We start from the raw sequence: 23,637 nt of genomic DNA, 5'->3' as shown, positions 1-23,637 counted from the left end.
TCATGCTCCCCATCCGGCCTGCGTGCCGCCGGCGCGCTCGGCCACGATCTTCTCCTGGTACCCGCTGCGGGCGTAGGCAGCGATCGGGTCCGGGTCCAGCCCGGCGTCCTCCCGCAGCTCGGCCAGCAGCGGCCGGACGTCGGTGTTGTAGGCGTCCATCAGCACGGCGTTCGCGCCGAGCACATCCCCCGACTGCTGGGCCGCGCGCAACGCGGGCCGATCCACGAGCAGTGCCTTCGCGGTCGCTTCCTGGACGTTCATCACCGACCGGATGATCGCCGGGATCTTCGCCTCGATGTTGTGGCACTGATCCAGCATGAACGCGATCCCGTACGCCGGATCGAGGGCGTCGGCGCGGACGATCTCGTACATGATCCGGAACAGCTGGAACGGGTCCGCCGCCCCGACCATCAGGTCGTCGTCGGCGTAGAAGCGGGAGTTGAAGTCGAACGCGCCCAGCTTCCCCGCCCGCAGCAGGAACGCCACGATGAACTCGATGTTCGTCCCCGGCGCGTGGTGGCCGGTGTCGATGCAGACCGTCGCCCGCTCCCCCAGCTCGATGCAGTGGGCGTAGGACGTGCCCCAGTCCGGGACGTCGGTGGCGTAGAACGCGGGCTCGAACAGCTTGTACTCCAGCAGCATCCGCTGATGCTCGCCCAGCCGGTTGTAGGTTTCCTTCAGCGCCGCCGCGAGGCGGTCCTGCCGGTCCCGGAGGTCGTCCTGGCCGGGGTAGTTGATCCCGTCGGAGAACCACAGCTTCAGGTCGCGCGAGCCGGTGGCGTCCATGATGTCGATGGCTTCGAGGAGGTGGTCGGTCGCCTTGCGGCGGATCCCGGCGTCCGGGTTGGTCACCGAACCGAGCTTGTAGTCCTCGTCCTGGAACACGTTGGTGTTGATGGCCCCGATCTCCACACCCAGATCCCGCGCGTAGGCGGTCAGCGCGGCGTAGTCGTCGACCTTGTCCCACGGGATGTGCAGCGCCACGCTCGGCGCCACCCCGGTGAACTTGTGCACCACCGCGGCGTCGGCGATCTTCTCCTCCGGCGTGCGCGGCACCCCGGGTTGCGGGAACACCTTGAACCGAGTGCCCGAGTTCGCGTACGCCCACGACGGCGTCTCGATGCGCTGCGCCCGCAGGGCCGCTTTGATATCCACAGCGATCACTGTCCTTCCCGGACGTCGAGGTGGAAGACCTCGTCGAGCAGCTGGAACCCTTCGTCCGGCGGGCCGCCGTCGAGACCGGTGAAGAACTCCGCCATCTCCGCCTGCCAGCGGGTGTTGACGTCGGTCTCCGCCATGGCGGCCCGCGCGGCTTCGAGGTCGTCCGCCTCGACGTACCCGATCAGCAGGCCGTCGTCGCGGAGGAACAGCGAATAGTTGCGCCAGCCGGTGTCGTGCAGGGCCTGCCGCATCTCGGGCCACACCGCCCGGTGCCGCTCGGCGTACTCGGCTTTCCGGTCGGGCTTGACCTGGAGGCAGAAGCAGTACCGGGGCATCAGAAGTTGAACTTGTCGATGTTGTTCGCGTCGAACGTCGTCGGCGGGCCGAGCACGATTTCGCCGTTGGCGCCGATCGTGTAGTCACCGAGCTTGCCCGCCTTGAACTTCTCGCCTTCCTTGCCGGTGATCTGGCCGGACTTGAGCGCGACACCCGCGTAGGCGGCGAGGTAGCCGATGTCGGCCGGGTTCCACAGCGCGAACTGCTTCACCGTGCCGTCCTTGACGAACGCGCGCATCTGGTTCGGCGTGCCGAGGCCGGTCACCGCGACCTTGCCCTTGTAGCTCGAGGAGCTGACGTACCGCGCGGCGGCCGCGATGCCCACGGTGGTCGGCGAAACGATCACCTTCAGGTTCGGGAACGACTGGAGCAGGCCCTGGGCCTCCTGGAACGACTTCTGGTCGTCGTCGTTGCCGTAGGCGATCTTGTCCAGCTTCAGGCCCGAGTACTCCGGCTTGGCCAGTTCCTTCTTGAGGACCTCGATCCAGGCGTTCTGGTTGGTGGCGTTCGGCGTCGCGGACAGGACGGCGATCTCGCCCGACCCGCCGGAGAGGTCCTTGGCCTGCTTGGCCAGCGCCTCGCCGATGCCCTGGGTGGTGGCCTGGTTGATGAAGACGTCGCGGCAGTCCTTGGCGGCGTCGGAGTCGAACGCGACGACCTTGATGCCGGCGCTGCGGGCCTGGTTGAGCGACGGGCACACGGCGTTCGGGTCGTTCGCGGCGATGCCGATGACGTCCTGCTGCTGCTGGATCAGCGTGTTGATGTAGCTGACCTGCGAGGACGCGCTGGCGTCGTTCGGCCCGACCAGCTTGTACTCGCCCTTCAGCTCTTCGAGCGCCGCCTTGCCGCCGCTGACCTCGATGTCGCTGTAGGGGTTGTTGAGCTGCTTGGGCAGGAACGCCATCTTGACGCCGGTGGCGGCCGCGGCGTTCGGGTTGGCCGCGGCGGTGGACTGCCGGCCGCCGGAGCCGGCGTTGTCGTTCTTGGTCGTGCCGCTGCACGCGGCCAGGACCAGCACCAGCCCGGCCGACAGTGCGCCGGTGAGGAACCGTCGGGACATCTTCGTCACCTTTCCGGAGTTACCGCTTGCCGACGGCGACGCACTGCCGTGCGAGCCGAAGTCACGATGTTGGGGAGCAGGACCGACACGATGAGGAGCACGCCGGTCACGATGTTGAGGGCTTCGTTGGACACGTCCTGCAGGCGCAGCGCGTTCTGCAGGGAGGCCAGCAGGACCACCCCGGCGAGCACGCCGGGCAGCGTGCCCTTGCCGCCGAAGATGGACACGCCGCCGAGCAGCACGGCGGCCACGACGGCCAGCTCGAGGCCGAACCCGTTGTCGGCGCGGGCGCTGGAGTACCGCAGCGTCCACAGGACCCCGGCGAGACCCGCGACCGCGCCGCTCACGACGTACAGCCAGAACTTGAGCCGCCCGGTGCGGATGCCGGCGAACCGGGCCGCCTGCTCCCCCGCGCCGGCCGCGAACACCCCGCGGCCGATCGGGGTCGCGTGCAGCACCACGCCGAAGATCAGGGCGATCACGACCAGCGGGATCAGGACGTTCGGGATCGGGCCGTCGCCGATCGTCCCGGTGACCCAGGTCGTGTAGTCGCGGGGGAAGTCGGCCACCGCGCCGTCGCCCAGCACCACGAACGCGAGCCCGCGGTAGAGCGCCAGCGTGCCGATCGTGACGGCGAGGGACGGCAGCTTCAGCACGGTGACGAAGAAGCCGTTCAGCGCGCCGAGGACCGCGCCGAGCACGATGCAGAGCGGGATGATCGTCTCGATCGTCATCCCGGCGTCCCACAGCGAGCCCATCACCGCCGAGGTCAGGCCGAGCGTGCTCGCCACCGAGAGGTCGATCTCGCCGGTGACGATGATGAACGTCATCGGCAGCGCGACCAGCGCGATCGGGAGCAGGTCGAGCAGCAGGAAGGTGAAGTTGCGGCTGGTGCCGAAGTTCTCGACCGCGCCAGAAGCGACGACGAGCACGATCACCGTCACCAGCACGACGGCGGCGTCCCAGCTGAGCAGCCGGCCGAGCCGGTTCCCTCGGTCAGACATGGGCGTCCCTCTTCTTCAGTGCTTTCGCGACCCGGACGGCGACGAGCCGGTCCGCGCCGATGGCGAGGAGGATCAGCGCACCGACGATGGCCTGCTGCCAGAACTGGTTGATGTCGAGCACGGCCAGGGCGCTGCCGATGACGGTCAGCAGCAGCGCGCCGAGGCCCGCGCCCCAGACCGAGCCGCTGCCGCCGAACACGGCGACCCCGCCGACGACGGCCGCGGCGACGACGTTGAGTTCGTAGCCGGTGCCGGCGGCCGCGTCCACGGTGCCGAACCGGGCCGCGAACAACACTCCGGCGAGCCCGGCGAGGGCGCCGCTGACCAGGAAGGCCGCGCTGGTGTTGCGGCCGACCCGGATGCCGGCCAGCTGCGCGGCCTGCGGGCTCGACCCCATCGCGTACAGCTCGCGCCCGGCGCGGTAGCTCCGGAGCACGATCCCAGCGGCGACCAGGACCAGCACCGCGATGAGCACCAGCCACGGCACGCCGAGCAGCGACGCGGTGCCGAAGTCCAGGAAGGACGCCGGCAGCTTGTCGGCGTTGATCTGCTGGCCACCGGCCCAGAAGTAGCTGACGCCGCGGTAGGCGTAGAGCGTGCCGAGCGTGACGACCAGCGCGGGCACCTGGCCGAAGCGCACGAGCGCGCCGTTGACCAGTCCGCACACCGCGCCGACGCCGAGCCCGGCGAGGATCGCGACGATCACCGGCAGGCCTGGGTGGTCCTTCATCAGCGTGCCGACGGCGAACGCGGACAGGCCGAGGACCGAGCCGACCGAGAGGTCGATGTTGCGGGTGATCATCACGATCGCCTGCCCGACCGCGAGCACCGCCAGGATGGCCGTGCCGAGCAGGATGTCGCGGATGCCCTGCCCGGACAGGAACCGCGAGTTCTGCGTCGCGGTGAACGCGACCAGGACGATGAGGGCGAGGATGATGCCGGATTCGCGGGCCTTCAGCACGTTCGCGGTCCACGAGCGTCCGGAGTGGACGGTGGCCTGCGCGGTCACGGGCGCCTCCTTCGTCACGGTCATGCGGCGGCCCCCTGCCCCATCGCGGCGAACATGACGGAGTCTTCGGTCGCTTCGGCGCGCGGGAGCTCGGCCACGACCCGGCCCTCCCGCATCACCAGCACGCGGTCGGCCATGCCCAGCACCTCCGGCAGTTCCGAAGACACCATGACGACCGCGACCCCTTCGGCGGCCAGCGAGGACATCAGCCGGTGGACCTCTGCCTTGGTGCCGACGTCGATGCCGCGCGTCGGCTCGTCGACGATGAGCACCTTAGGCGCCATCGCCAGCCACTTGGCCAGCACGACCTTCTGCTGGTTGCCGCCGGACAGCGTGCCGACGGGGTCGCCGAGCCGGCGGTACTTGGTGCGCAGCCGCTCGGTCCAGTGCCGGGCTTCCTGCCGTTCGCTCGCGCCGGTGAGGAAGCCGAGCTTCGACAGCGCGCGCGAGCGCGGCAGCGTCACGTTCCGCTCGATCGAGAGGTCCATGATCAGGCCCTGCTGACGCCGGTCCTCGGGAACGAGGGCCATCCCGGCGGCCATCGCGGCGCGCGAGGAGTGCGGCTTCAGCTTCTTGCCGCTCACCTTGACGACTCCCGCGTCCCGCTCGTCGACACCGAAGACGGCCTGGACGACCTCCGAGCGGCCGGACCCGACCAGCCCGGCGAACGCGACGATTTCCCCGGCGCGCACGGAGAAGGAGATGTCGCGGAACACGCCTTCCCGGGCCAGGCCTTCGACTTCGAGCACGACCGCGCCGGGTTCGACGTCCTGCTTGGGGAACAGGGCGTCCAGATCGCGGCCGACCATCCGCTTCACCATCTCTTCGACCGTGACGTCGTCCAGGGCGTCGGTGGAGACGTGCTTGCCGTCGCGCATGATCGTCACGCGCTGGCAGAGCTCGGTGATCTCCTCGAAGCGGTGGGAGATGAACATGATGGCCGCGCCCTCCTGGCGCAGCGCCCTGGCCACGGTGAACAGCCGCTCGACCTCGATCCGGGTCAGCGCGGCGGTCGGCTCGTCCATCACCAGCACGCGGGCGTCGGCGCTGAGCGCCTTGGCGATCTCGACGATCTGCTGGTCGGCGATCGACAGACCCCTGGCGGGCCGGGCGGGGTCGATCCGGACGCCGAGGCGGGCGAACAGCCGCTCGGCCTCGGCGCGGATCGCCGCCCGGTCGATCCGGCCGAGGCTCTTGCGCGGGTGGCGGCCCATCACGATGTTCTCCGCGACGCTCAGGTCCGGGAACAGCGTGGGCTCCTGGTAGATCACCGCGATGCCGGCCGCCTTGGCGTCGGCGGGCGAGCCGAACTCTACCGGCTCGCCGTCCAGCAACAGCGTGCCGTCGTCGGGCTTGTGCACCCCGGCCAGCATCTTGACGATCGTGGACTTTCCGGCGCCGTTTTCCCCGACCAGTGCGTGGGCCTCCCCGGCGTGCAGCCCGAAGCTCACGCCGGCGACGGCCGCGACCGCGCCGAACGACTTCGTCACGCCGCGCACCTCCAGCAGAGGGGCTCCGGCGGGGTCCTGCCGCGTCATCGCGACCTCCGGATTGAAAGGTTTCACAAATCTGGTGCGGTGAAGCTACTATGCGACGGAACGAGAAGTCAATGGATCGGCGAAGGCGTGGCCAAACGGCATCTTCACCAGCTCCTTCCTGGTGATGTTACGTTTCAACCGGGCCGCGCAATGCTGATCGAAGAGGGGGTTGCGATGGTGGTCAGGGAGCCCGGTGCCGAGCCCCGCGCGGCGGGCATGAAGGAAGTCGCGGCGGCGGCCGGCGTCTCCCTCGGCACGGTGTCCAATGTGCTCAACCGGCCCGATCGGGTCAGCCCGGCCACCCGGGCCAGGGTCGAGGCCGTGATGGCCGAACTCCGCTTCGTGCGCAACGAATCCGCGCGGCAGCTGCGGGCCGGGCGCAGCCGGGTGCTGGCCTACGTCATGCTCGACGGCAGCAACCCCTTCTTCACCGACGTCGCGGCCGGCATGGAAGACGCCGCGGACGCCGCCGGTGAGGGCGGCCTCTCCCTCTTCCTGTGCAACAGCGCGCACCAGCCCGCGCGGGAAGAGGCTTACCTCGGACGCCTCGAACAGCAGCGCGTGCAAGGCGTGCTCATCACGCCGGTCGACCCCGACGCCCCGCTGCTGGGCGAGATCGCGCGCCGCGGCACGCCGGTGGTCGTCGTCGACCGGACGCCGGCGGGCACGACGCACTGCTCGGTGGCGGTCGACGACGTCTACGGCGGGGAGATCGCCGTGCGGCACCTGGTCGAACAGGGCCACGAGCGGATCGCCTTCATCGGCAACCACACGACCGTCGGCCAGGTCCGCGACCGGCGGCTCGGTGCGCTGCGGGCGCTGGACGCGGCCGGGCTCGGCCCGGACCACCTGGTCGACCTGACGACCACGGCACTGACGGTGGCCGACGGCCGCGGCGCGGGCGAGCGGCTGGCGGGCCTCCCGGCGCCGGTCCGCCCCACCGCCGCCTTCTGCGCGAACGACCTGGTCGCCCTCGGCCTGCTCCAGACGTGCGCGAACCTGCGCATGAGCGTCCCGCACGACCTGGCGATCGTCGGCTACGACGACATCGAGTTCGCCGCGGCGGCCGCGGTTCCGCTGACGTCGGTGCGCCAGCCGCGGCGGCGCCTGGGCCGCACGGCCGTGGAACTGCTGTTGGCGGAAGCGTCCGAAACCGCCCACGAACACCGGAAGGTCGTGTTCACCCCGGAGCTGGTGGTCCGCGCCTCCACCTTGCGCTGAGCAACCCGCTGATCGTTTGTGACGTCTTACCGGTCACCGGCGATATCCCAGGGGAGCCCGAGCACGGAGGTCGTGAATGGCCGACTGGCAACCACGGCTGTCCCGGCGCGGATTCCTGACCGCGAGCGGGGCCGCGCTGCTCGGCGCCGTCGTCGCGGGCTCGGCCGGGCACGTCGCGGCCGGCGCGGGTTCCGCGCAGCTGGGCGATTTCTGGCTGTTCGGACGGTACGACGACGGCTGTACCGAACTCGGCTTCGACGAGATCGACCTCTCGCCGGTGCAGCTGCCCCACTGCGTCACCCCGCTTTCGTGGACGGGGTGGGACCCGGCGTCCTGGCAGGACCGGTGGATTTACCGCAAGCACTTCACCGGGTCGGCGACCGAACGCCACACCGCCCGCTTCGACGGCGTCATGACCAACGCCGAGGTGCACCTCAACGGCCGGCTCGTCGCCACGCACGAGGGCGGCTACCTGCCGTTCGAAGTGGAGCTGCCGGACGTCGTGGCGGGCGACAACGTGCTCGCCGTGGTGGTCGACGGGCGGTGGGCGCTGGACGTCCCGCCGAACCTGCCGCGCGGCGGGCCGTCGGTGATCGACTTCTTCCAGCCGGCCGGGATCTACCGCCCCGCCACGGTCGGCGCGGTGCCCCGCATCCGGCTGGCCGACGTCTTCGCCCGGCCCGTCGACGTCCTCTCCCCCGGCCGGTCGCTGCACCTGACGTGCACGCTCGACGTGCCCGTCGTGGGGCAGGTGACCGCGTCGGTGCGCCAGGCGGGCCGCGAACTCGCCCGCGGTGCCGCGCCGGTGCGGGGCAGGACGGTCGAGTTCGACGTCGGCGGGCTCGGCGGGGTGCGCCTCTGGGACGTCGAGGATCCTGCCCTGTGCGACGTCGTGGTGACGGTCGAAGCCGGGAAGCGAACCCTGGACCAGCGGGTGGTGCGGACGGGGTTCCGCGACGCGCGGTTCACCACCGAGGGCTTCTTCCTCAACGGACGGCGGCTCCGGCTGTTCGGCCTCAACCGCCACCAGTGGTACCCGTTCGCGGGCGGCGCGCTGCCGGACCGCGTGCAGCGGCGTGACGCCGAAATCCTGCGCCGCGAGCTGAACTGCACCATGGTCCGCTGCTCGCACTACCCGCAGTCGAGCGCGTTCCTCGACGCCTGCGACGAGCTGGGCCTGCTGGTGTGGGAGGAGATCCCGGGCTGGGGCCACGTCGGGGACGACGCCTGGCAGCGCCGGAACCTGGCGGACGTCGAGGGAATGGTCGTGCGCGACCGCAACCACCCGAGCATCGTCGTCTGGGGCACCCGGGTGAACGAGGCCAACGGCACGACGGCGATGTACCAGCGGACCGGGCAGCTCGCCCGGCGGCTCGACCCGTCCCGGCCGACGAGCGGCGCGCTGGCCAGCACCACGCTCGGGCGGTTCGCCGGCAGCGACGTCGAAATCCTGGCCTACAACGACTACACCGCCCGGCGCGGCACGCCCTTCCGGCTGCGCCCGCCGCGGCCGGGGGTGCCGTACCTGGTGACGGAGACGATCGGCACGCTCGCCGGGGCCCGGGCGTACCGCCGCACCGACGCCCCCGGCGTCCGGGAGCAGCAGGCGGAGCTGCACGCGAAGGCCCACGACCTGGCGGCGGCGGACGACCGGTACTGCGGGCTGCTCGCGTGGTGCGCGTTCGACTACCCCTCGGGCTGGCAGCGGTCGGTCGACGGGGTGAAGTACGCGGGGGTGTCGGACATCTTCCGGATCGCCAAGCCCGCCGCGGCCTTCTACGCCTCGCAGGGCGACCCGCGGGTCCGGGCGGTCGCCGAGCCCGGCTTCGCCTGGGACTTCACGGCCCAGCCGTCCGGTCCCGGGCCGGGGGCGACGATCTGGTCCAACTGCGAGCGCCTGCTGCTGTTCCTCGACGGCCGGCCCGCGGGCGAGGCCCGCAGCCGGAAAGCGGACTTCCCGCACCTGCGGTACCCGCCGTTCGCCGCGGACCTGGCCGTGCCGAAGGGACGGCGGCCCGAGCTGCGCATCGACGGCTACGCGGGCGGGCGGCTGGTCGTCAGCCGGCGCTTCAGCGGCGACCGCGGTGCGGACGTGCTCAGCTGCGTGCCGGACGACCCGGAACTCCGCTCGGACGGCAGCGACGCCACCAGGGTGGTGGTGGCGGCGACGGATCGCTTCGGGACGCTGCGCGCGGGAACGGCGGGCGAGGTGCGGCTGACGTTGACCGGCCCGGGCGAGCTGATCGGCGACCCGGTGCTCGACTTCGGCGCCACCGGCGGCGCGGCGGCGGTGTGGCTGCGCCCGTCCGCGGGACCGCCCGGAACACTGGTGCTCACGGCCACGCACGACACCCTCGGCTCGGCCACGGCCACGGTCCAGGTGACCCCGAACGCCACCCGCTCCTGACCGCGCACGCCGACCGGCGGCAGCGTGGCCGGGTGCAGTGAATGACTCATTCCTGGCGTCGGAGGCCAGGAATGAGTCATTCACTGCATTTCGGCTCCGGTGAGCACCGCCGCCAGCACGGCCGCCTGGCTGATCGAGGGGGACCCGCTCGCCGTCAGCAAGGTCACCGGGCCGTCACCGGCCAGGGCCCGCAGCCGCTCCAGCGCCGCCACCCGATCGGGCTCGCGCAGCTCCGCCCGGTAACGCTCGGCGAACTCCGCGAACCGCTCCGGGTCGTGGCCGTACCACGTGCGGAGCTCGTCGGAGGGGGCCAAGCCGCGGTACCAGCCGTCGAGGACCACCGCGGCGCGGGCCGTGCCGCGGGGCCAGAGCCGTTCGACGAGCACGCGGACGCCGTCGGCGGGTCCGGCCGGGTCGGCCAGGCGCGCCACCCGGACGACCGTCGGCTGCATGCGCGCATTCTGCGTCCGGCGAACGCCCTCCGCCACCGGAACGCCGTGGTGGTCACCATCCGTGATCGCCGCGCCCGGGAGGATGGACCGGGCGCCACAGCCTGCGGCGGAAGCTGCCCTGGGCAACGAACGAAAAAAAGGGCCACCACGGCGACCGTGGAGGGGTCGCCGCGGTGGTCCTACCCCCAGCTCGTGCCGCCCGCGAACAACGACAGCCGAATCCGCCGGTTCCCCGGCGACCGAGCCGGCCGTGGACATCGTCGGGAGCATGTCCTGCAGCCCCGTCAGGATGGCGGACCGGGACTGCACCACGCTTGCAGTACGCTTGCACCCCCGATCGGGTGAGTGGAGGTGACGGGGTGGAGTTCCGCGTCCTCGGCGCCGTCGAGGCGACGGCGGACGGTGACCCGGTCGACCTCGGCTCCCGCAAGCAGCGCCTCGTCCTCGCCGTCCTGCTCCTCGAAACCCCGCGCCCGGTCACCGTCGAGAACCTCGTGGACCTGCTCTGGCCCGACGATCCCCCGGCGAGCGCGCGCAACACCGTCCAGGCGCTGGTTTCCCGCCTGCGCGCGGTGTTCCGCACCGCGGGCGGCCCCGAACTCGTCACCGAGGGGCACGGGTACGTCCTGCGCGCCGACCCGGACACGATCGACGCCCACCGGTTCACCGCACTGGTCCGCCGGGCTCGCGCGGCCGGTGACGAGGCCGCCGTCGAGCTGTTCGACGAGGCCCTCGCGCTCTGGCGGGGCGACGCCCTCGCCGGCACCGCGTCCGGCGCGGTCGCCGAGCTGCTCCTGGCCGGGCTGACCGAAGCCCGCTGGAGCGCGCTGGAAGACCGCATCGACGCGCAGCTGCGGCTCGGCCGGGGCCGGGACCTGCTCGCCGAGCTGACGACGCTGGTCGCCGCGCACCCGTTCCGCCAGCGGTTCGTCGGCCAGCTCATGCTCGCCCTGCACCGCGAGGGCCGCACCGACGACGCCCTCGCCGCGTTCCGCGCCCTGCGCGCCCGGCTGGTCGCCGACCTCGGGCTCGACCCGTCGCCGGACCTGACCCGGCTCGAGGCCGCGATCCTCGCCGCCGACCCCGCGCTCGACCTCGTGCCGGAGCCGCCACCGGAACCGGTCCGCCCGGCCCAGCTGCCCCACGACGTCCGCGGCTTCACCGGCCGCGCCGCCGAGCTGGCCCGGCTCGACGAACCGGCGGCTCCCGGCCCCGGCGCCGACATCCGCGTGGTCACCGGCACCGCGGGCGTCGGGAAGACCGCGCTCGCCGTCCGCTGGGCGCACCGCGTCCGCGACCGGTTCGGTGACGGCCAGCTCTACCTCGACCTGCGCGGGTTCGACCCCGACCACGAGCCGCTGACCCCGGCCGTCGCGGCCGCGCAGCTGCTGCGCGCGCTGGGCACCGACCCGCGCGCGATTCCGCCGGACCCGGACGGCCGCACCGCGCTCTGGCGTTCGCTGCTGGCCGACCGGCAGGTCCTGGTCCTGCTCGACAACGCGCGCGACAGCGCCCAGGTGACGCCGCTGCTGCCGCCGTCGGGCACGGTGCTGATCACCAGCCGCCAGCGGCTCGGCGACCTCATCGCCCGCACCGGCGCGCGGGCGGTGCCGCTGTCCGTGCTGCCGGCCGAGGATTCCCGGCAGCTGCTGGAAACCGTGCTCGGGCCCCCCGCGGTCGCCGCGGAGCCGGCCGCGGCGGCGGAGCTGGCCCGGCTGTGCGGGCACCTCCCGCTCGCGCTGCGGCTGGCCGCGGCCAACCTCGGCGCCGGCGAGGTGTCCGGCATCGCCGAGCTGGCGCGGGAACTCGCCGACGGCGATCCCCTGGCCGGGCTGAGCGTGGACGGTGCCGAAGAAAGCGCGGTCACGACGGCGTTCTCCGTGTCGTACCGCGCCTTGCCCGCCGGACACCGGCTGCTGTTCCGGCGCCTGGCGCTGGTGCCGGGCCAGACGTTCACCGCGCCGGTGGCCGCCCGGCTCGCCCAGGTCGCCGACGGCCGGGCGGGCCGGCAGCTCAAGGCCCTCGCCGCGGCCAACCTCGTCGAACGGCACCTGCCCGGCCGCTACCGCTTCCACGACCTGCTGCGCAGCTACGCGGGCGGGCGGGTCGCGGCCGACGACACCCCCGCCGAACGGGCGGCGGCGCGGCGACGGCTGTTCGACCACTACCTCGCGACGGCCGACGCGGCCGGCCGCCTGCTGATCCCGCACTTCCTCCGGCTCCCCCGGCCCGATCCCGAAACGGTGTTCGAAGGCACCGAAGACGCGCTGGCCTGGCTGGACACCGAGTGGCCGAACCTCGCCGCCGCCGTCGAGCACGCGGCGGCGCACGGGCCGCGCGAATACGCGTGGCACCTGGCCGACGCGCTCCGGGCCTTCTTCCACCACCGCGGTCACCACACGGAATGGATCGACACGGCCACGACGGCGCTGACCGCCGCCCAGGCCGACGGCGACCGGCAGGCGCAGGCGGCGATGCGGCTGTCCATCGCGCTCGCCGGGGTCAACAGCGGCCGCTACGCCGACGCCCGCGCCCACCTGACGACGGTGCTGGCCGACGGCCTGGCGGCGGAGTGGCCGGCCGGGCGCGCCGCGGCGCTCAACAACCTCAGCGCCGTGCTCCAGCGCCTCGGCGACGCGCACGAAGCGATCGCGTGCGGCCTGGAAGCGTTGCGGCTGTGCGAAGAAGCGGCCATGCCGGGCATCACGATGGCACTGGCCAACCTCGGGTTCGCCTGCGGCCAGGTCGGCGACTTCGACGCCGCGCTCGGCCACTTCTCCCGCGCGCTCGAGATCGCCGAACGCGACGACGCGCGGTTCAGCGTCGCCGTGCTGCTGGTCGACCTCGGGCACGTCCACCGGGATCTCGGCCACGCCGTCGCGGCCGACTTCTACGAGCGGGCCCTGACGGCCAACCGGGAACTCGGCTACCAGTACGGCGAAGCGGCGGCGCTGTCCGGCCGCGCGGTCATGGAGGCCCGGGCGGGCGACGCCACCCGGGCGCTGACCGACGCGGCCGACGCCGTGGAGCTGACCCGCCGCATCGGCGACCGTGGCACCGAGGCGTCGGCGCTGGCCGCGCTCGGCGAAACGTGCCTCCGGCTGGACCGCGCGGCGGAGGCGGTCGAGCACCTGACGGCGGCACTGGACATCGCCCGCGAAACGAGCTTCACGTGGTGTGAAGCCGCGGCATTGACCGGCCTCGCCGAAGCGGCGCTCGCCGTGGGCGACACCGAAATGGCGCGCACCCACGGCGAAGCGGCGGTCAAGCTCGCCGCCCAGGCGGGCTACCGGCCCTTGGAAACGCGAGCCGCCCGCGTCCTCGACCCCTCGTGAGTGGCAAGGAGGGTTAGAACCCGCCTTACCACTCACGACCGGCTGCGGCAGACTGCTCGGCTCGCAAAGTGGTGCACAGCCGGACTTTGCCGCGCATACACGACGAAAGCGGCACGGAACCCGACTCTTGGCGGGTTCCGCCCTTCCGGGCCGAAGGGGACGCTTCTCCTGGCTCCCACGGGCGGAGCCGGGAAAGGACGACCTCCATGAGATCGAGGGTGCTTCCTGCCGTGCTCGGCGTGGCCATCGGCCTGCTGGGCACCGTCGCCGTCGCCGCGCCGGCCGAGGCCGCCGCGGTCTGCGGTGACCAGATCGTCGGCAACGGCGGGTTCGAGAGCGGTACCGCGCCGTGGACCCAGACCAGCGGCGTCATCACCGCGGCCACCACGGCGCAACCCGCGCACGGCGGGACGATGCTCGCCCGCCTGGACGGCACCGGCAGCACGCACACCGACACCCTGTCCCAGTCGCTGACGCTGCCCGCCGGCTGCGCGTCGGCCACGCTCTCGTGGTGGCAGCACATCGACACCAAGGAGACGACGACCGGCACGAAGTACGACAAGCTGGTGGTGCAGGCGGGTTCCGACACCCTGGCGAGCTACTCCAACCTGGACAAGAACACCGGCTACGTCCAGCGCACCGTGGACGTCTCCCGCTACCTCGGCCAGACCGTGACGCTGAAGGTCACCGGCACCGAGGATTCCAGCCTGGCCACCAACTTCGTCCTCGACGACTTCTCCCTGACCACCACCGGGACCTCGCAGTCCCCGGTCGTCACCGCACCGGGCGCCCAGACCGGCGCCGTCGGCCAGGCCGCGTCGCTGCAGATCCAGGCGAGCGACCCGCAGGGCGACGCGCTCACCTACAGCGCCACCGGCTTGCCCGCGGGCCTGACGATCGGGGCGAGCACCGGCAAGATCACCGGCACGCCGACGACCGCGGGCACCTCCTCGGTGACCGTGACGGCCACGGACCCGGCCGGCAACAGCGGCAGCGCCACCTTCACCTGGACGATCTCGGCCGCCCCCGCCGACTCGACGCGCACGCCGGTCAACCCCGCCTACGCGGTGAACCTGACGTCGAACACCGCGGGCGACACGTGGACCGGGCACCAGAGCGTCAGCTTCACCAACGGCTCCTCGACCGCGCTGCCCGAGGTGTACCTGCGGCTCTGGGACAACTACCACGGCGCCTGCCCGACGACGCCGATCACCGTCACGAACGTCACCGGCGGCACGGCGTCCGCGCTGAGCGTCAACTGCACGGCCATGAAGATCACGCTCCCCGCGCCCCTGGCCCAGGGCCAGTCGGCGACCATCGGGTTCGACCTGAAGATCGTCGTGCCGAGCGGCGCCGACCGGTTCGGCCACGACGGCGCGTACAACATGATCGGCAACGCGCTGCCGGTGCTCGCCGTCCGCGACGGCGCGGGCTGGCACCTGGACCCGTACACGAACAACGGCGAGTCGTTCTACACGGTGATCAGCGACTTCGACGTCACCCTCGTGCACCCGGCGTCGCTGCTCACCCCGGCCACCGGCACCTCGACCGAGACGACCAGCGGCACCACGACCACCACGCACGCCGTCGCGGCGAAGGTGCGGGACTTCGCGTGGGCCGCCGGGCCGTTCGCGAAGATCACCACGACGTCCGGCAAGGGCGTGCGCGTCAACGTCTATTCGGTCAGCGGGATCTCCACCAGCAGCGCGAACCAGATGCTGTCCCTGGCCGCCGACTCCATCGACGTCCACTCGGGCCGGTTCGGCGACTACCCCTACGGTGAAGTCGACGTGGTGCTGGACAACAACTTCTGGTTCGGCGGCATGGAGTACCCGGGCTTCGTGCTCGACCTCGTCTCGACCACGGCACTCCCCCACGAGCTGGCGCACCAGTGGTTCTACGGGATCGTCGGCGACGACGAGTACAACTCCCCGTGGCTGGACGAGAGCTTCACCGACTACGCCACCGACCTCTACCGCGGGATCACCGGCAGCGGCTGCGGCATCACGTGGCAGTCGAGCGCGGAGAAGCTGACCAACTCGATGGCCTACTGGGACGCGCACTCGTCCCGGTACTCCACAGTGGTCTACAACTACGGCAAGTGCACCCTGCACGACCTGCGGCGGCTGATCGGCGACACGGCGATGGCGAACCTGCTGAAGTCCTACGCCCAGTCGCACTGGTACGGCGTGTCGACGACCGCGGAGTTCAAGGCCGCGGCGCAGGCGGCGGCCGGGTCGACCGACCTGACGTCGTTCTGGGCTTCGCACCGCGTGGAGGGCTAAACCGGTTGGCGTTCCCCGTCCGCGTCCGCCACTGTGGGGACGTGGACGGGGAACGGCTTTTCTGTGACGTCGGCTTGGCCGAGCGCATCGAACGCGCGGAGACGCGGTTCGTCAGCGCGTGCGCCGACGCGGCCCGGCGGCGGCTCGGCGATGGCCGCGGCTTCACCCGCCCGCTCGCCGGGGGTGTCACGACCTTCGCCGAGGCGGGCTCGCCGTTCAACAAGATCGCCGGACTGGGCTTCGCGGGCTTGCCCGAAGGTCTCGACGAGGTCGAAGCAGCCTTCGCCGAGCGGGGCGCGCCGGTGCAGGTCGAACTCTCCCAGCTCGCCGACCCGGCGGTGGGCGCCTTCCTGACCGCCCGGGGCTACCGCCTGGAGTCCTACGAGAACGTGCTCGGGCGGCGGATCGGGAACGGCGGCTTCCCCGCAGGTGTCCGGGCCTGCCGCGACGACGAGCTGGAGACCTGGCTGTCCGCGGTCGCCGAAGCGTCCCTGGTGGCCGACGAGCAAGGCGTGCCCTCGCACGAAGACTTCCCCCGCGACCTGCTCGTGAACGCCCTGCGGGACATGGCAGGCGTCCGGCGGTACCTCGCGGAGCGGGACGGCGAGTTCGCCGGCGGCGCGAGCTTCCGCGTCACCGACGGGATCGCGCAGTTCAGCGGCGCGGCGACCCTGCCCGCCCACCGCCGCCGCGGCGTCCAGACCGCCCTGCTGCAGGCTCGGCTCGCGGCGGCCGCCGAGGCCGGGTGCGACCTCGCCGTCGTCACCACGCAGCCCGGGTCGAAGTCGCACCAGAACGCGCAGCGGCAGGGGTTCGACCTGCTCTACGCGCGGGCGATCCTGGTGAAGGGCACCTCCGCCACCAGGTCCTCCGGAGCGGAGAGCCGCCAGGCTTCGTAGAGGAGCTCGGCGAGTTCGTCGGCGTCGATACCGTCCAAGTAGACGACGACCCAGCCGAAGCCGCCCGCGGTGAACTGCACCTCGAAGACGTCCGGCCGCTCGGAAACCAGCGCCAGCTGCTCGGAGACGGTCTGCTTGAGACCGACGGTCCGGGTCCGCGGCCAGAAGTACCCGAATCGCTTGCCGCGCACGCTGAACGACGAGTAGTCGCGCGCCTCCGAACGCTGGACCTCCGCCAGCGTTCCGAGCAGCTGTTCGAGTTCCCGGACCTGCACCGTCACCGTCGTTCCCCCTGTCTCCGGCGACCACCGTAGCGCGCCGGTACCGTGCGGGACATGAGCGAGTCCGAAGACGGCCGTGAGGTGGTGGTCAAGCGGGGCCACGCTCCCGGCGCGACGGTGGCCGAGGTGGCGGGCCTGCGCTGGCTCGCGGCCGCGGGCACGGTGCCGGTGCCCACCGTGCGGAGTTTCGACCAGGACCAGCTCGTGATCGACCGCGTCCCGGCCGGGCGCCCGTCGGCCGCGGCGGCGGAACGCTTCGGTCGCGGGCTGGCCGGCTTGCACGCCGCCGGGGCCCCGGCCTTCGGCGCCCCGCCGCCGGACGGACCCACGGAGGCGTGGATCGGCCGGGCGCCGATGGCCAACGTCCCGGCGGACGACTGGGCGTCCTGGTACGCCGCCGATCGCGTGCTGCCCTACGTGCGGCTGGCGGTGGACGCCGGGACGTTCGGGCCGGCCGAAGCGGCGTTGTTCGAACGGGCCTGCGCCCGGATCCCGGCGTCGGCCGAGCCGCCCGCGCGGCTGCACGGCGACCTTTGGAACGGCAACGTCCTGTGGGACGGGCGCGAGGCGTGGCTGATCGACCCGGCGGCCCACGGAGGGCACCGCGAGACGGACCTGGCGATGCTGCACCTCTTCGGCTGCCCCCACCTCGATCGGGTCATCGCCGCCTACGACGAGTCGGCGCCACTGGCCGACGGCCGGCGCGACCGGATCGGGCTGCACCAGCTCTTCCCGCTGCTGGTGCACACCGTCCTGTTCGGACAGTCCTACGCCGCGCAGGCGGTGGCGGCGGCCCGCTCGTTCTAGCAGTGCTGCAACATCGACTCCAGGGCGGCCCGTTCGGGCACGGTGATCGTCAGGCCGTAGTCGTGCTTCACGACGATCCAATCGGTGGCGTAGGCGCACCAGTACGACACGAGCGGCGGCTTCCACTCGTCCGGGCCCTTGTCGCTCTTCTGTTCGTTGAGGTTGTCGGTGACGGCTTTCAGCTGCGGGCGGACGAGGTCGTTCGCGAACTGCTCGCGCCGTTCCCGCGTCCAGCTCTTCGCGCCGCTGATCCAGGCCTGCCCGAGCGGAACCGTGTGGTCGATGTCCACATCGGACGCCTTGTGCCACGTTTCCCCGTCGTAGGGACTGACCCAGGTGCCGGATTTCGGGGCGCAGCGCGAGTCGGTCTGGACGTCCTTGCCGTCGCGCTTGAGCACCTCTTCGCGGACGTCGCAGTTCGCGTCGACCTTGTCCCAGTGCGGGAACTCGTCCCGGCTGTAGCCGTCCATGGTGCCGCGCACGGCGACCTGCAGAGCCGCGAGCTCGTTCCGCGCGTCGGCGGGCGCGATCCGCGGCGCGGCGGCCGTTTCGGGTCCCCGCGTCACCGGCCCGGCTCCGGACGCCAGCTCGTCGGCGAGCTTGCACCCGGTGAGGGAGGATCCGGCGAGGACGGCGAGCAGGACAAGCGCTCGGGTGCGCGGCATCGTGAACCCCTTTCACATCTACCGGGAGGTGCCCAGCCGACGCGTGCGGGAAACGGTGCAGATGGCCTAGTTGACGCGATCCAATCGGGTCAAGAGCCGTGGAAGACCTGCCCGACGAACACAGCGGCGACGACGCCGATGGTGACCAGCACGACGAGCACGAAGAGCAGGCCCCAGGGGATCTGCCGGATCGGCCGCTGCCGCGGGAAGACGACCGCCCGCGCCGATGGAGTCCACACGCCGGGATCGTCTTCGACGGCCACCGGCGGCGGTTCCGGCGGCGGCACGGCGATCACGGCGGGCAGTTCGGGCAGCCGGTCGAGCACCGGAAGCCGCGCCGGGAACCCGTCGGCGATGAGCGCGGCCCGCGGCGGGGCGAGGTGCGCGAGGGAGAGGGCGTAGCAGGCATCGAGAACGTCATCGGCCGACCAGACGGTCCGCCACCGGTTGTGCTGGGCGATGATCCGCCGCAGCCCACGCGGATCGGCCAGAACGACGGCGACGCCGGGCACGGGGTGCGGGTCGGGCCACCGCAGAGCGGGCTGCTGCGCAGGGCTTGTCTCGACGCTGTCCGCCCGCTCGGCTTCCCGTGCGTGACCCGTCATCTCGGGCGGACCCACCTCCGGGACCGCCGTCGGCTCGCCCGCACCGGCGGCCATCTGCGGTGCGCTCTCCGGCCTGACTGCCGCCCACTCGCCCAACCGCAGGTCCTGCGCGCTCCCCCTCCCGGGCACTCCCGCCGGGGGAACCACCGCGACCAGGCCCGTCACGTGCCGCCCGCCTTCGTGGCCGGCCAGTGCTCCCCTGGCCGCCGCCACCGCCGCCCCCGTGCGGTCGCCCGGGCCCGGCCACTCCGCCGGGCCGGGTTCGTGCGCCGCGATGACCACCACTCCGCAGCGGGTGAACACCAGCGCGTCCACCACCCGGGGGCCGAGCCGGCCGGGGAGCGTGATGCCCGCCAGTGCCAGCCCCGTCAGGTGTTCCGGGCCCGGGCCCCACGATCGCAGCAACGCCACCAGGTGCGCCGCCGCCGGGGGGAGCGGGCGGTCTTCGCCGGTTCGCTGGAGGGCCACGAGCACGCCGGTCACACCTCCCACGACGCCGACGGCGAGCACTCCCTCGACGGTAAGAGGCAACCCCACCGCGCCCCCAGCAGCCGAACGAGTGGTCGATCACCACCGTGCGTAGCCGAGGCCGGCCGGCACCCCGGGTGCGGTCCACAGTGGACCGCACCCGCCTCTCCCGGAGGCTACGGCCGCGGGGTGTTGCGGAGGTTGGCGCGGGCGAGGTCGACCATCTTGCCGACACCGCCGTTGAGCACCGTCTTCGTCGCCCCCAGCGCGAACCCGCGCACCATCTCCCCGGTGATCCGCGGCGGGATCGACAGCGCGTTCGGGTCGGTCACCACCTCGACCACCGCCGGGCCGGGGTGGGCGAACGCCTTCTCCAGCGCACCGCGGACGTCGGCCGGGTCCTCGACGCGCTCGGAGAACACACCGCAGGCCGCGGCGATCGCCGCGAAGTTCACCGGGGCGTGGTCGGTGCCGAAGTCCGGGAGGCCGTCGACCAGCATCTCCAGCTTCACCATGCCGAGCGTGGCGTTGTTGAACACCACGACCTTCACCGGGACGTCGTACGCCGGCAGCGTCAGCAGGTCGCCCATCAGCATCGCGAGCCCGCCGTCGCCCGAAAGCGACACGACCTGGCGGCCCGGCTGGGCCAGCTGGGCGCCGATCGCGTGCGGCAGCGCGTTCGCCATGCTGCCGTGCCGGAACGAACCCAGCACGCGGCGGCGGCCGTTCGGCGTCAAGTAGCGCGCGGCCCAGACGTTGCCCATGCCGGTGTCGACGGTGAACACCGCGTCGTCGGCCGCGACCTCGTCGAGCACCGAAGCCACGTACTCCGGGTGGATCGGACGGCGGTGCTCGATCTTCGTCGTGTACGCGCCGACGACCTTCTCCAGCTTCCGCACGTGCTCGCGCAGCATCCGGTCGAGGAACGCCCGGTCACCCCGGGGCCGCAGCAGCGGGAGCAGCGCCCGCAGCGTTTCCTTCACATCCCCGTGCACGGCCAGGTCCAGCGGAGTGCGGCGGCCCAGCCGCGAGGCGTCGTGGTCGAGCTGGATCGTGTGCGCCTGCGGGAGGAAGTTGTCGTACGGGAAGTCCGTGCCCAGCAGCACGATCCGGTCGGCCTCGTGCATCGCGTCGTAGCAGGCGCCGTAGCCGAGCAGGCCGCTCATGCCGACGTCGAACGGGTTGTCGTACTGGATCCACTCCTTGCCGCCGAGCGAGTGCCCGACCGGCGCGGCGAGCTTCTCCGCCAGCGCCATCACCTCGTCGTGCGCGCCGCGGACCCCCGCGCCCGCGAAGAGCATCACCTTCTCGCCGGAGTTCAGCAGATCCGCCAGCTCCTGCACGGTCTCCGAAGGCGGCACCGCGGGCGACGGCGTCACCAGCGGGAGGCGCTCGGTGAGCGGGCCGGTGGCCTTGCGGTCGGCGAGGTCGCCCGGGATGGTCAGCACCGCAACGCCGCCCTTGCCGACGGCGGCCTGCGTGGCGATCCGCAGCAGGCGCGGCAGCTGCGCGGGGTCCGCCACGACCTCGCTGAAGTGGCTGCACTCGGCGAAGAGCCGGTCCGGGTGGGTCTCCTGGAAGAACCCGGTGCCGATCTGGTTCGACGGAATGTGCGACGCGATCGCCAGCACCGGCGCGCCCGAGCGATGGGCGTCGAACAGGCCGTTGATCAGGTGCAGGTTGCCCGGCCCGCAGCTGCCCGCGCAGACGGCGAGCTTGCCGGTGACCTGCGCTTCGGCCGCGGCGGCGAAGGCGGCGGTCTCCTCGTGGCGGACGTGCACCCAGTCGATGCCGTCGGTGCGGCGGACCGCGTCGACGATCGGGTTCAGGCTGTCCCCGACGATGCCGTAGATGCGCTCGACCCCGGCGTCGCGCAGGGTCCTGACCAGTTGTTCTGCCACGGTAGCCATACCTCCAGGGTGGCCCCGGATGATCGATGCGTCCAATGCCTGATTGGCTGAAAATCCATACACTGGACGCATGGACGTCCAGACGCTGCGGCTCTTCCGCGCGGTCGCGGGCGGCGCCACCGTCACCGAGACCGCCGCGCGGGCCCACCTCACCCAGCCGGCCCTGTCGCGGGCCCTGCGGCGCCTGGAGCACGACGCCGGCGCCGAGCTGTTCCGCCGGTCGGGGCGGGTGCTGCGGCTGACGCCGGCCGGGCACGCCTTCAAGCGGCACGTCGATCTCGTGCTCGACCAACTCGACCAGGGCCTGCGCGAGGTTGGCGAGATCGTCGCGCCGGACACCGGCGTCGTCCCGCTGGCGTTCCTGCACACGTTCGGCACCTGGCTGGTGCCCGCCGTGCTGAGCGGCTTCCTGCGCGACCACCCGAGCGCCCGCTTCGAGCTGCGGCAGCACGGCGAGGCCGGGCTCGAGGCCGAGCTCCTCGACGGCACTGCGGACCTCGTCATCACCAGCGGCGACCCCGGGCACCCCCAGCTGCACTGGTCCCGCCTGCTCGTCGAGCCGCTGCGGCTCGCGGTGCCCCCGCACCACCGGCTCGCCGGGCGGCGGCGGGTGCGCCTCGCCGACGTCGCGGACGAGACGTTCATCCTCCTGCGCCCGGGCTACGCGCTGCGCGAGACGACCGAGCGGCTGTGCGCCGAGGCCGGGTTCACCCCGCGCGTCGGGTTCGAAGGCGACGAGGTGGAGACGCTGCGCGGTCTCGTCACCGCCGGGCTGGGCGTGTCCGTGGTGCCCCTGCCGCACACCGCGGAGTTCCCGGCGCCACACCTCGAACTGACCGATGTGGACGCTGCGCGCGACATCGGGCTCGCCTGGGCGGCGGGCCGGAACCTGCCGCCGCTGAGCGAAACCTTCCGCCGTCACGTCGTCGCCGCGGCGCCGCGGCTGGTGCCGGCGGATCGGCACCGTCCACATGGGACGATGTGAGAAGTGCCTTGCGGGACAGCGCAACCCGTGCTCGTGTGTCAAGGTGGAGGACATGGTCGCCGCGCTGAGATCCTTCCTGCTGTCCTGGACCTCCGTCACCCCGGTGCTCGGCGTGCTCGTGCTGGCGCTCGCCTGGGGCCGCGACCTCGGCCCGGTCTTCGTGGTCCTCGTCGCCGTCGCGCTCGGGGCGACCGTGCTGGCGGCGGTGCACCACGCTGAGGTCGTCGCCCACCGGGTGGGGGAACCGTTCGGCTCGCTGGTGCTCGCGGTGGCGGTCACCGTCATCGAGGTCGCGCTGATCGTCACGATGATGGTTTCGGGCGGCCCGGACACCGGCTCGCTGGCGCGGGACACGGTGTTCGCCGCCGTGATGATCACCACCAACGGCATCGTGGGCATCTCGCTGCTCGTCGGCGCCCGCCGCTACGGCTCGACGTTGTTCAACTCCGAAGGCAGCGGCGCCGCACTGGCGACGGTCGCGACGCTGGCCACGCTGAGCCTGGTGCTTCCGGCGTTCACCTCCAGCACGCCGGGGCCGGCGTTCTCCCCCACGCAGCTGACGTTCGCGGCGCTGGCGTCCCTCGTGCTGTACGGGACGTTCGTGCTCACCCAGACGGTGCGCCACCGCGACTTCTTCCTCCCGGTGGCGGCCGACGGCGCGGTCAAGGAAGACGACCACGCCGACCCGCCGTCGAACCGCGCGGCGCTGGGCAGCCTGGCGCTGCTGCTCGTGGCCCTGGTGGCCGTGGTCGGGCTGGCGAAGGTGGAGTCGCCCGCGATCGAGGCCGGGGTGCGCGCGGCCGGGTTCCCGCAGTCGTTCGTCGGCGTGGTGATCGCGCTGCTGGTCCTGCTGCCGGAGACACTGGCCGCGGTGCGCGCGGCCCAGCGCGACCGGATGCAGATCAGCCTCAACCTCGCCTACGGCTCGGCGATCGCCAGCATCGGCCTGACGATTCCGGCGATCGCGCTGGCGTCCGTGTGGCTGCCGGGCCAGCTGCTGCTCGGCCTGGGCTCGACGCAGATCGTCCTGCTGGCTCTGACGGTGGTGGTGAGCGTCCTGACGGTGGTCCCCGGCCGGGCCACCCGCCTCCAGGGCGGCGTGCACCTGGTCCTGCTGGCGGGCTTCCTGGTCCTGGCCATCAACCCCTGACCCGGGCCCGGCGGAGTGCAGTGAATGACTCATTCCTGGCGTCGGATGCCAGGAATGAG

The 23,637-nt window shown here is 72.3% G+C and carries 19 protein-coding genes; 8 read left to right on the top strand and 11 right to left on the bottom strand.

Annotation, left to right across the window (positions count from 1 at the left end; translation table 11 throughout):
• From rhaI to ACFPLC_RS36190, 6 genes are read right to left on the bottom strand one after another with little or no spacing between them, the layout of a single operon-like run.
• Window positions 1-1,164 (bottom strand): L-rhamnose isomerase, encoded by a 1,164-nt coding sequence (gene rhaI, locus ACFPLC_RS36215; RefSeq protein WP_378192551.1) that lies wholly within the window; start codon window positions 1,162-1,164, stop codon window positions 1-3.
• Window positions 1,161-1,496, bottom strand: a complete 336-nt coding sequence (locus ACFPLC_RS36210; RefSeq protein ID WP_378192549.1) for an L-rhamnose mutarotase — start codon at window positions 1,494-1,496, stop codon at window positions 1,161-1,163. The genes rhaI and ACFPLC_RS36210 overlap by 4 nt, the downstream gene beginning before the upstream one ends.
• Entirely contained in the window at window positions 1,496-2,557 is a 1,062-nt protein-coding gene (gene rhaS, locus ACFPLC_RS36205; protein ID WP_378192548.1) for a rhamnose ABC transporter substrate-binding protein, read from the bottom strand. The genes ACFPLC_RS36210 and rhaS overlap by 1 nt, the downstream gene beginning before the upstream one ends.
• 5 nt (window positions 2,558-2,562) lie before the next feature.
• Window positions 2,563-3,561, bottom strand: a complete 999-nt coding sequence (locus ACFPLC_RS36200; protein ID WP_378192546.1) for an ABC transporter permease — start codon at window positions 3,559-3,561, stop codon at window positions 2,563-2,565.
• Window positions 3,554-4,594, bottom strand: a complete 1,041-nt coding sequence (locus tag ACFPLC_RS36195) for an ABC transporter permease (RefSeq protein ID WP_378192544.1) — start codon at window positions 4,592-4,594, stop codon at window positions 3,554-3,556. The genes ACFPLC_RS36200 and ACFPLC_RS36195 overlap by 8 nt, the downstream gene beginning before the upstream one ends.
• Window positions 4,591-6,108 (bottom strand): sugar ABC transporter ATP-binding protein, encoded by a 1,518-nt coding sequence (locus ACFPLC_RS36190; protein WP_378192542.1) that lies wholly within the window; start codon window positions 6,106-6,108, stop codon window positions 4,591-4,593. Before ACFPLC_RS36190 ends, ACFPLC_RS36195 begins: the two co-directional genes overlap by 4 nt.
• A gap of 174 nt (window positions 6,109-6,282) precedes the next feature.
• On the opposite strand from ACFPLC_RS36190, the gene ACFPLC_RS36185 reads away from it, so the two are divergent.
• A complete protein-coding gene (locus tag ACFPLC_RS36185; protein WP_378192540.1) occupies window positions 6,283-7,329 on the top strand; it encodes a LacI family DNA-binding transcriptional regulator in 1,047 nt (348 codons plus the stop codon).
• A 76-nt stretch (window positions 7,330-7,405) separates the two neighbouring features.
• Window positions 7,406-9,736, top strand: coding sequence for a glycoside hydrolase family 2 protein (locus ACFPLC_RS36180; RefSeq protein ID WP_378192538.1), 2,331 nt, complete (start codon window positions 7,406-7,408; stop codon window positions 9,734-9,736).
• 80 nt (window positions 9,737-9,816) lie between these two features.
• Here the strand turns inward: ACFPLC_RS36180 and ACFPLC_RS36175 are convergent, their stop codons facing one another.
• On the bottom strand, window positions 9,817-10,314 hold the full coding sequence (locus ACFPLC_RS36175; RefSeq protein WP_378236047.1) for a DUF488 domain-containing protein: 498 nt from the start codon (window positions 10,312-10,314) through the stop codon (window positions 9,817-9,819).
• A gap of 233 nt (window positions 10,315-10,547) precedes the next feature.
• On the opposite strand from ACFPLC_RS36175, the gene ACFPLC_RS36170 reads away from it, so the two are divergent.
• The 3 genes from ACFPLC_RS36170 to ACFPLC_RS36160 all read left to right on the top strand — a co-directional run bounded on the left by ACFPLC_RS36170 (window position 10,548) and on the right by ACFPLC_RS36160 (window position 16,707).
• The gene (locus ACFPLC_RS36170; RefSeq protein WP_378236046.1) at window positions 10,548-13,523 is read left to right on the top strand and encodes an AfsR/SARP family transcriptional regulator; all 2,976 of its coding nucleotides are present in this window, start codon (window positions 10,548-10,550) and stop codon (window positions 13,521-13,523) included.
• A 218-nt stretch (window positions 13,524-13,741) separates the two neighbouring features.
• Window positions 13,742-15,808 (top strand): putative Ig domain-containing protein, encoded by a 2,067-nt coding sequence (locus ACFPLC_RS36165; RefSeq protein ID WP_378192764.1) that lies wholly within the window; start codon window positions 13,742-13,744, stop codon window positions 15,806-15,808.
• Window positions 15,809-15,849: 41 nt separating this feature from the next.
• Complete coding sequence (locus ACFPLC_RS36160; RefSeq protein ID WP_378192532.1) at window positions 15,850-16,707, top strand: GNAT family N-acetyltransferase; 858 nt, start codon at window positions 15,850-15,852, stop codon at window positions 16,705-16,707.
• Here the strand turns inward: ACFPLC_RS36160 and ACFPLC_RS36155 are convergent.
• Complete coding sequence (locus tag ACFPLC_RS36155) at window positions 16,632-16,988, bottom strand: MmcQ/YjbR family DNA-binding protein (protein WP_191309524.1); 357 nt, start codon at window positions 16,986-16,988, stop codon at window positions 16,632-16,634. The two genes, ACFPLC_RS36160 and ACFPLC_RS36155, sit on opposite strands and share 76 nt — an antisense overlap.
• A 54-nt stretch (window positions 16,989-17,042) precedes the next feature.
• Between ACFPLC_RS36155 and ACFPLC_RS36150 the strand changes: the two genes are divergently transcribed.
• The gene (locus tag ACFPLC_RS36150) at window positions 17,043-17,795 is read left to right on the top strand and encodes a fructosamine kinase family protein (RefSeq protein WP_378192530.1); all 753 of its coding nucleotides are present in this window, start codon (window positions 17,043-17,045) and stop codon (window positions 17,793-17,795) included.
• Here ACFPLC_RS36150 and ACFPLC_RS36145 read toward each other — a convergent pair.
• The 3 genes from ACFPLC_RS36145 to ACFPLC_RS36135 form a co-directional block, all read right to left on the bottom strand.
• Window positions 17,792-18,460, bottom strand: a complete 669-nt coding sequence (locus tag ACFPLC_RS36145) for an HNH endonuclease family protein (RefSeq protein ID WP_378192528.1) — start codon at window positions 18,458-18,460, stop codon at window positions 17,792-17,794. The genes ACFPLC_RS36150 and ACFPLC_RS36145 overlap by 4 nt on opposite strands.
• 89 nt (window positions 18,461-18,549) lie before the next feature.
• The gene (locus tag ACFPLC_RS36140; protein ID WP_378192526.1) at window positions 18,550-19,575 is read right to left on the bottom strand and encodes a hypothetical protein; all 1,026 of its coding nucleotides are present in this window, start codon (window positions 19,573-19,575) and stop codon (window positions 18,550-18,552) included.
• Between the two features lie 134 nt (window positions 19,576-19,709).
• Window positions 19,710-21,443 (bottom strand): pyruvate dehydrogenase, encoded by a 1,734-nt coding sequence (locus tag ACFPLC_RS36135; RefSeq protein WP_378192524.1) that lies wholly within the window; start codon window positions 21,441-21,443, stop codon window positions 19,710-19,712.
• A 70-nt stretch (window positions 21,444-21,513) separates the two neighbouring features.
• Between ACFPLC_RS36135 and ACFPLC_RS36130 the strand changes: the two genes are divergently transcribed.
• Window positions 21,514-22,428 (top strand): LysR family transcriptional regulator, encoded by a 915-nt coding sequence (locus ACFPLC_RS36130; protein ID WP_378192522.1) that lies wholly within the window; start codon window positions 21,514-21,516, stop codon window positions 22,426-22,428.
• 52 nt (window positions 22,429-22,480) lie between these two features.
• Window positions 22,481-23,578 carry a calcium:cation antiporter gene (locus ACFPLC_RS36125; protein WP_378192520.1) on the top strand — a complete coding sequence of 366 codons (1,098 nt, stop codon included), beginning with the start codon at window positions 22,481-22,483 and terminating at the stop codon, window positions 23,576-23,578.
• The last annotated feature ends 59 nt before the right edge of the window (window positions 23,579-23,637 follow it).

This window comes from Amycolatopsis plumensis, from assembly GCF_042652605.1.
Classification (GTDB): Bacteria; Actinomycetota; Actinomycetes; order Mycobacteriales; family Pseudonocardiaceae; genus Amycolatopsis; species Amycolatopsis plumensis.
The sequence above is the reverse complement of the archived record's forward strand: the minus strand, read 5'-3'. Positions and strand labels throughout refer to the sequence as shown.

What these genes read in the sequence shown, in the direction of transcription:
- ACFPLC_RS36210 (WP_378192549.1), bottom strand. Translation starts at nt 1,496, where the DNA reads ATGCCCCGGTACTGCTTCTGCCTCCAGGTCAAGCCCGACCGGAAAGCC.
- rhaS (WP_378192548.1), bottom strand. Translation starts at nt 2,557, where the DNA reads ATGTCCCGACGGTTCCTCACCGGCGCACTGTCGGCCGGGCTGGTGCTG.
- ACFPLC_RS36200 (WP_378192546.1), bottom strand. Translation starts at nt 3,561, where the DNA reads ATGTCTGACCGAGGGAACCGGCTCGGCCGGCTGCTCAGCTGGGACGCC.
- ACFPLC_RS36195 (WP_378192544.1), bottom strand. Translation starts at nt 4,594, where the DNA reads ATGACCGTGACGAAGGAGGCGCCCGTGACCGCGCAGGCCACCGTCCAC.
- ACFPLC_RS36190 (WP_378192542.1), bottom strand. Translation starts at nt 6,108, where the DNA reads ATGACGCGGCAGGACCCCGCCGGAGCCCCTCTGCTGGAGGTGCGCGGC.
- ACFPLC_RS36185 (WP_378192540.1), top strand. Translation starts at nt 6,283, where the DNA reads ATGGTGGTCAGGGAGCCCGGTGCCGAGCCCCGCGCGGCGGGCATGAAG.
- ACFPLC_RS36180 (WP_378192538.1), top strand. Translation starts at nt 7,406, where the DNA reads ATGGCCGACTGGCAACCACGGCTGTCCCGGCGCGGATTCCTGACCGCG.
- ACFPLC_RS36150 (WP_378192530.1), top strand. Translation starts at nt 17,043, where the DNA reads ATGAGCGAGTCCGAAGACGGCCGTGAGGTGGTGGTCAAGCGGGGCCAC.
- ACFPLC_RS36145 (WP_378192528.1), bottom strand. Translation starts at nt 18,460, where the DNA reads ATGCCGCGCACCCGAGCGCTTGTCCTGCTCGCCGTCCTCGCCGGATCC.
- ACFPLC_RS36135 (WP_378192524.1), bottom strand. Translation starts at nt 21,443, where the DNA reads ATGGCTACCGTGGCAGAACAACTGGTCAGGACCCTGCGCGACGCCGGG.
- ACFPLC_RS36130 (WP_378192522.1), top strand. Translation starts at nt 21,514, where the DNA reads ATGGACGTCCAGACGCTGCGGCTCTTCCGCGCGGTCGCGGGCGGCGCC.
- ACFPLC_RS36125 (WP_378192520.1), top strand. Translation starts at nt 22,481, where the DNA reads ATGGTCGCCGCGCTGAGATCCTTCCTGCTGTCCTGGACCTCCGTCACC.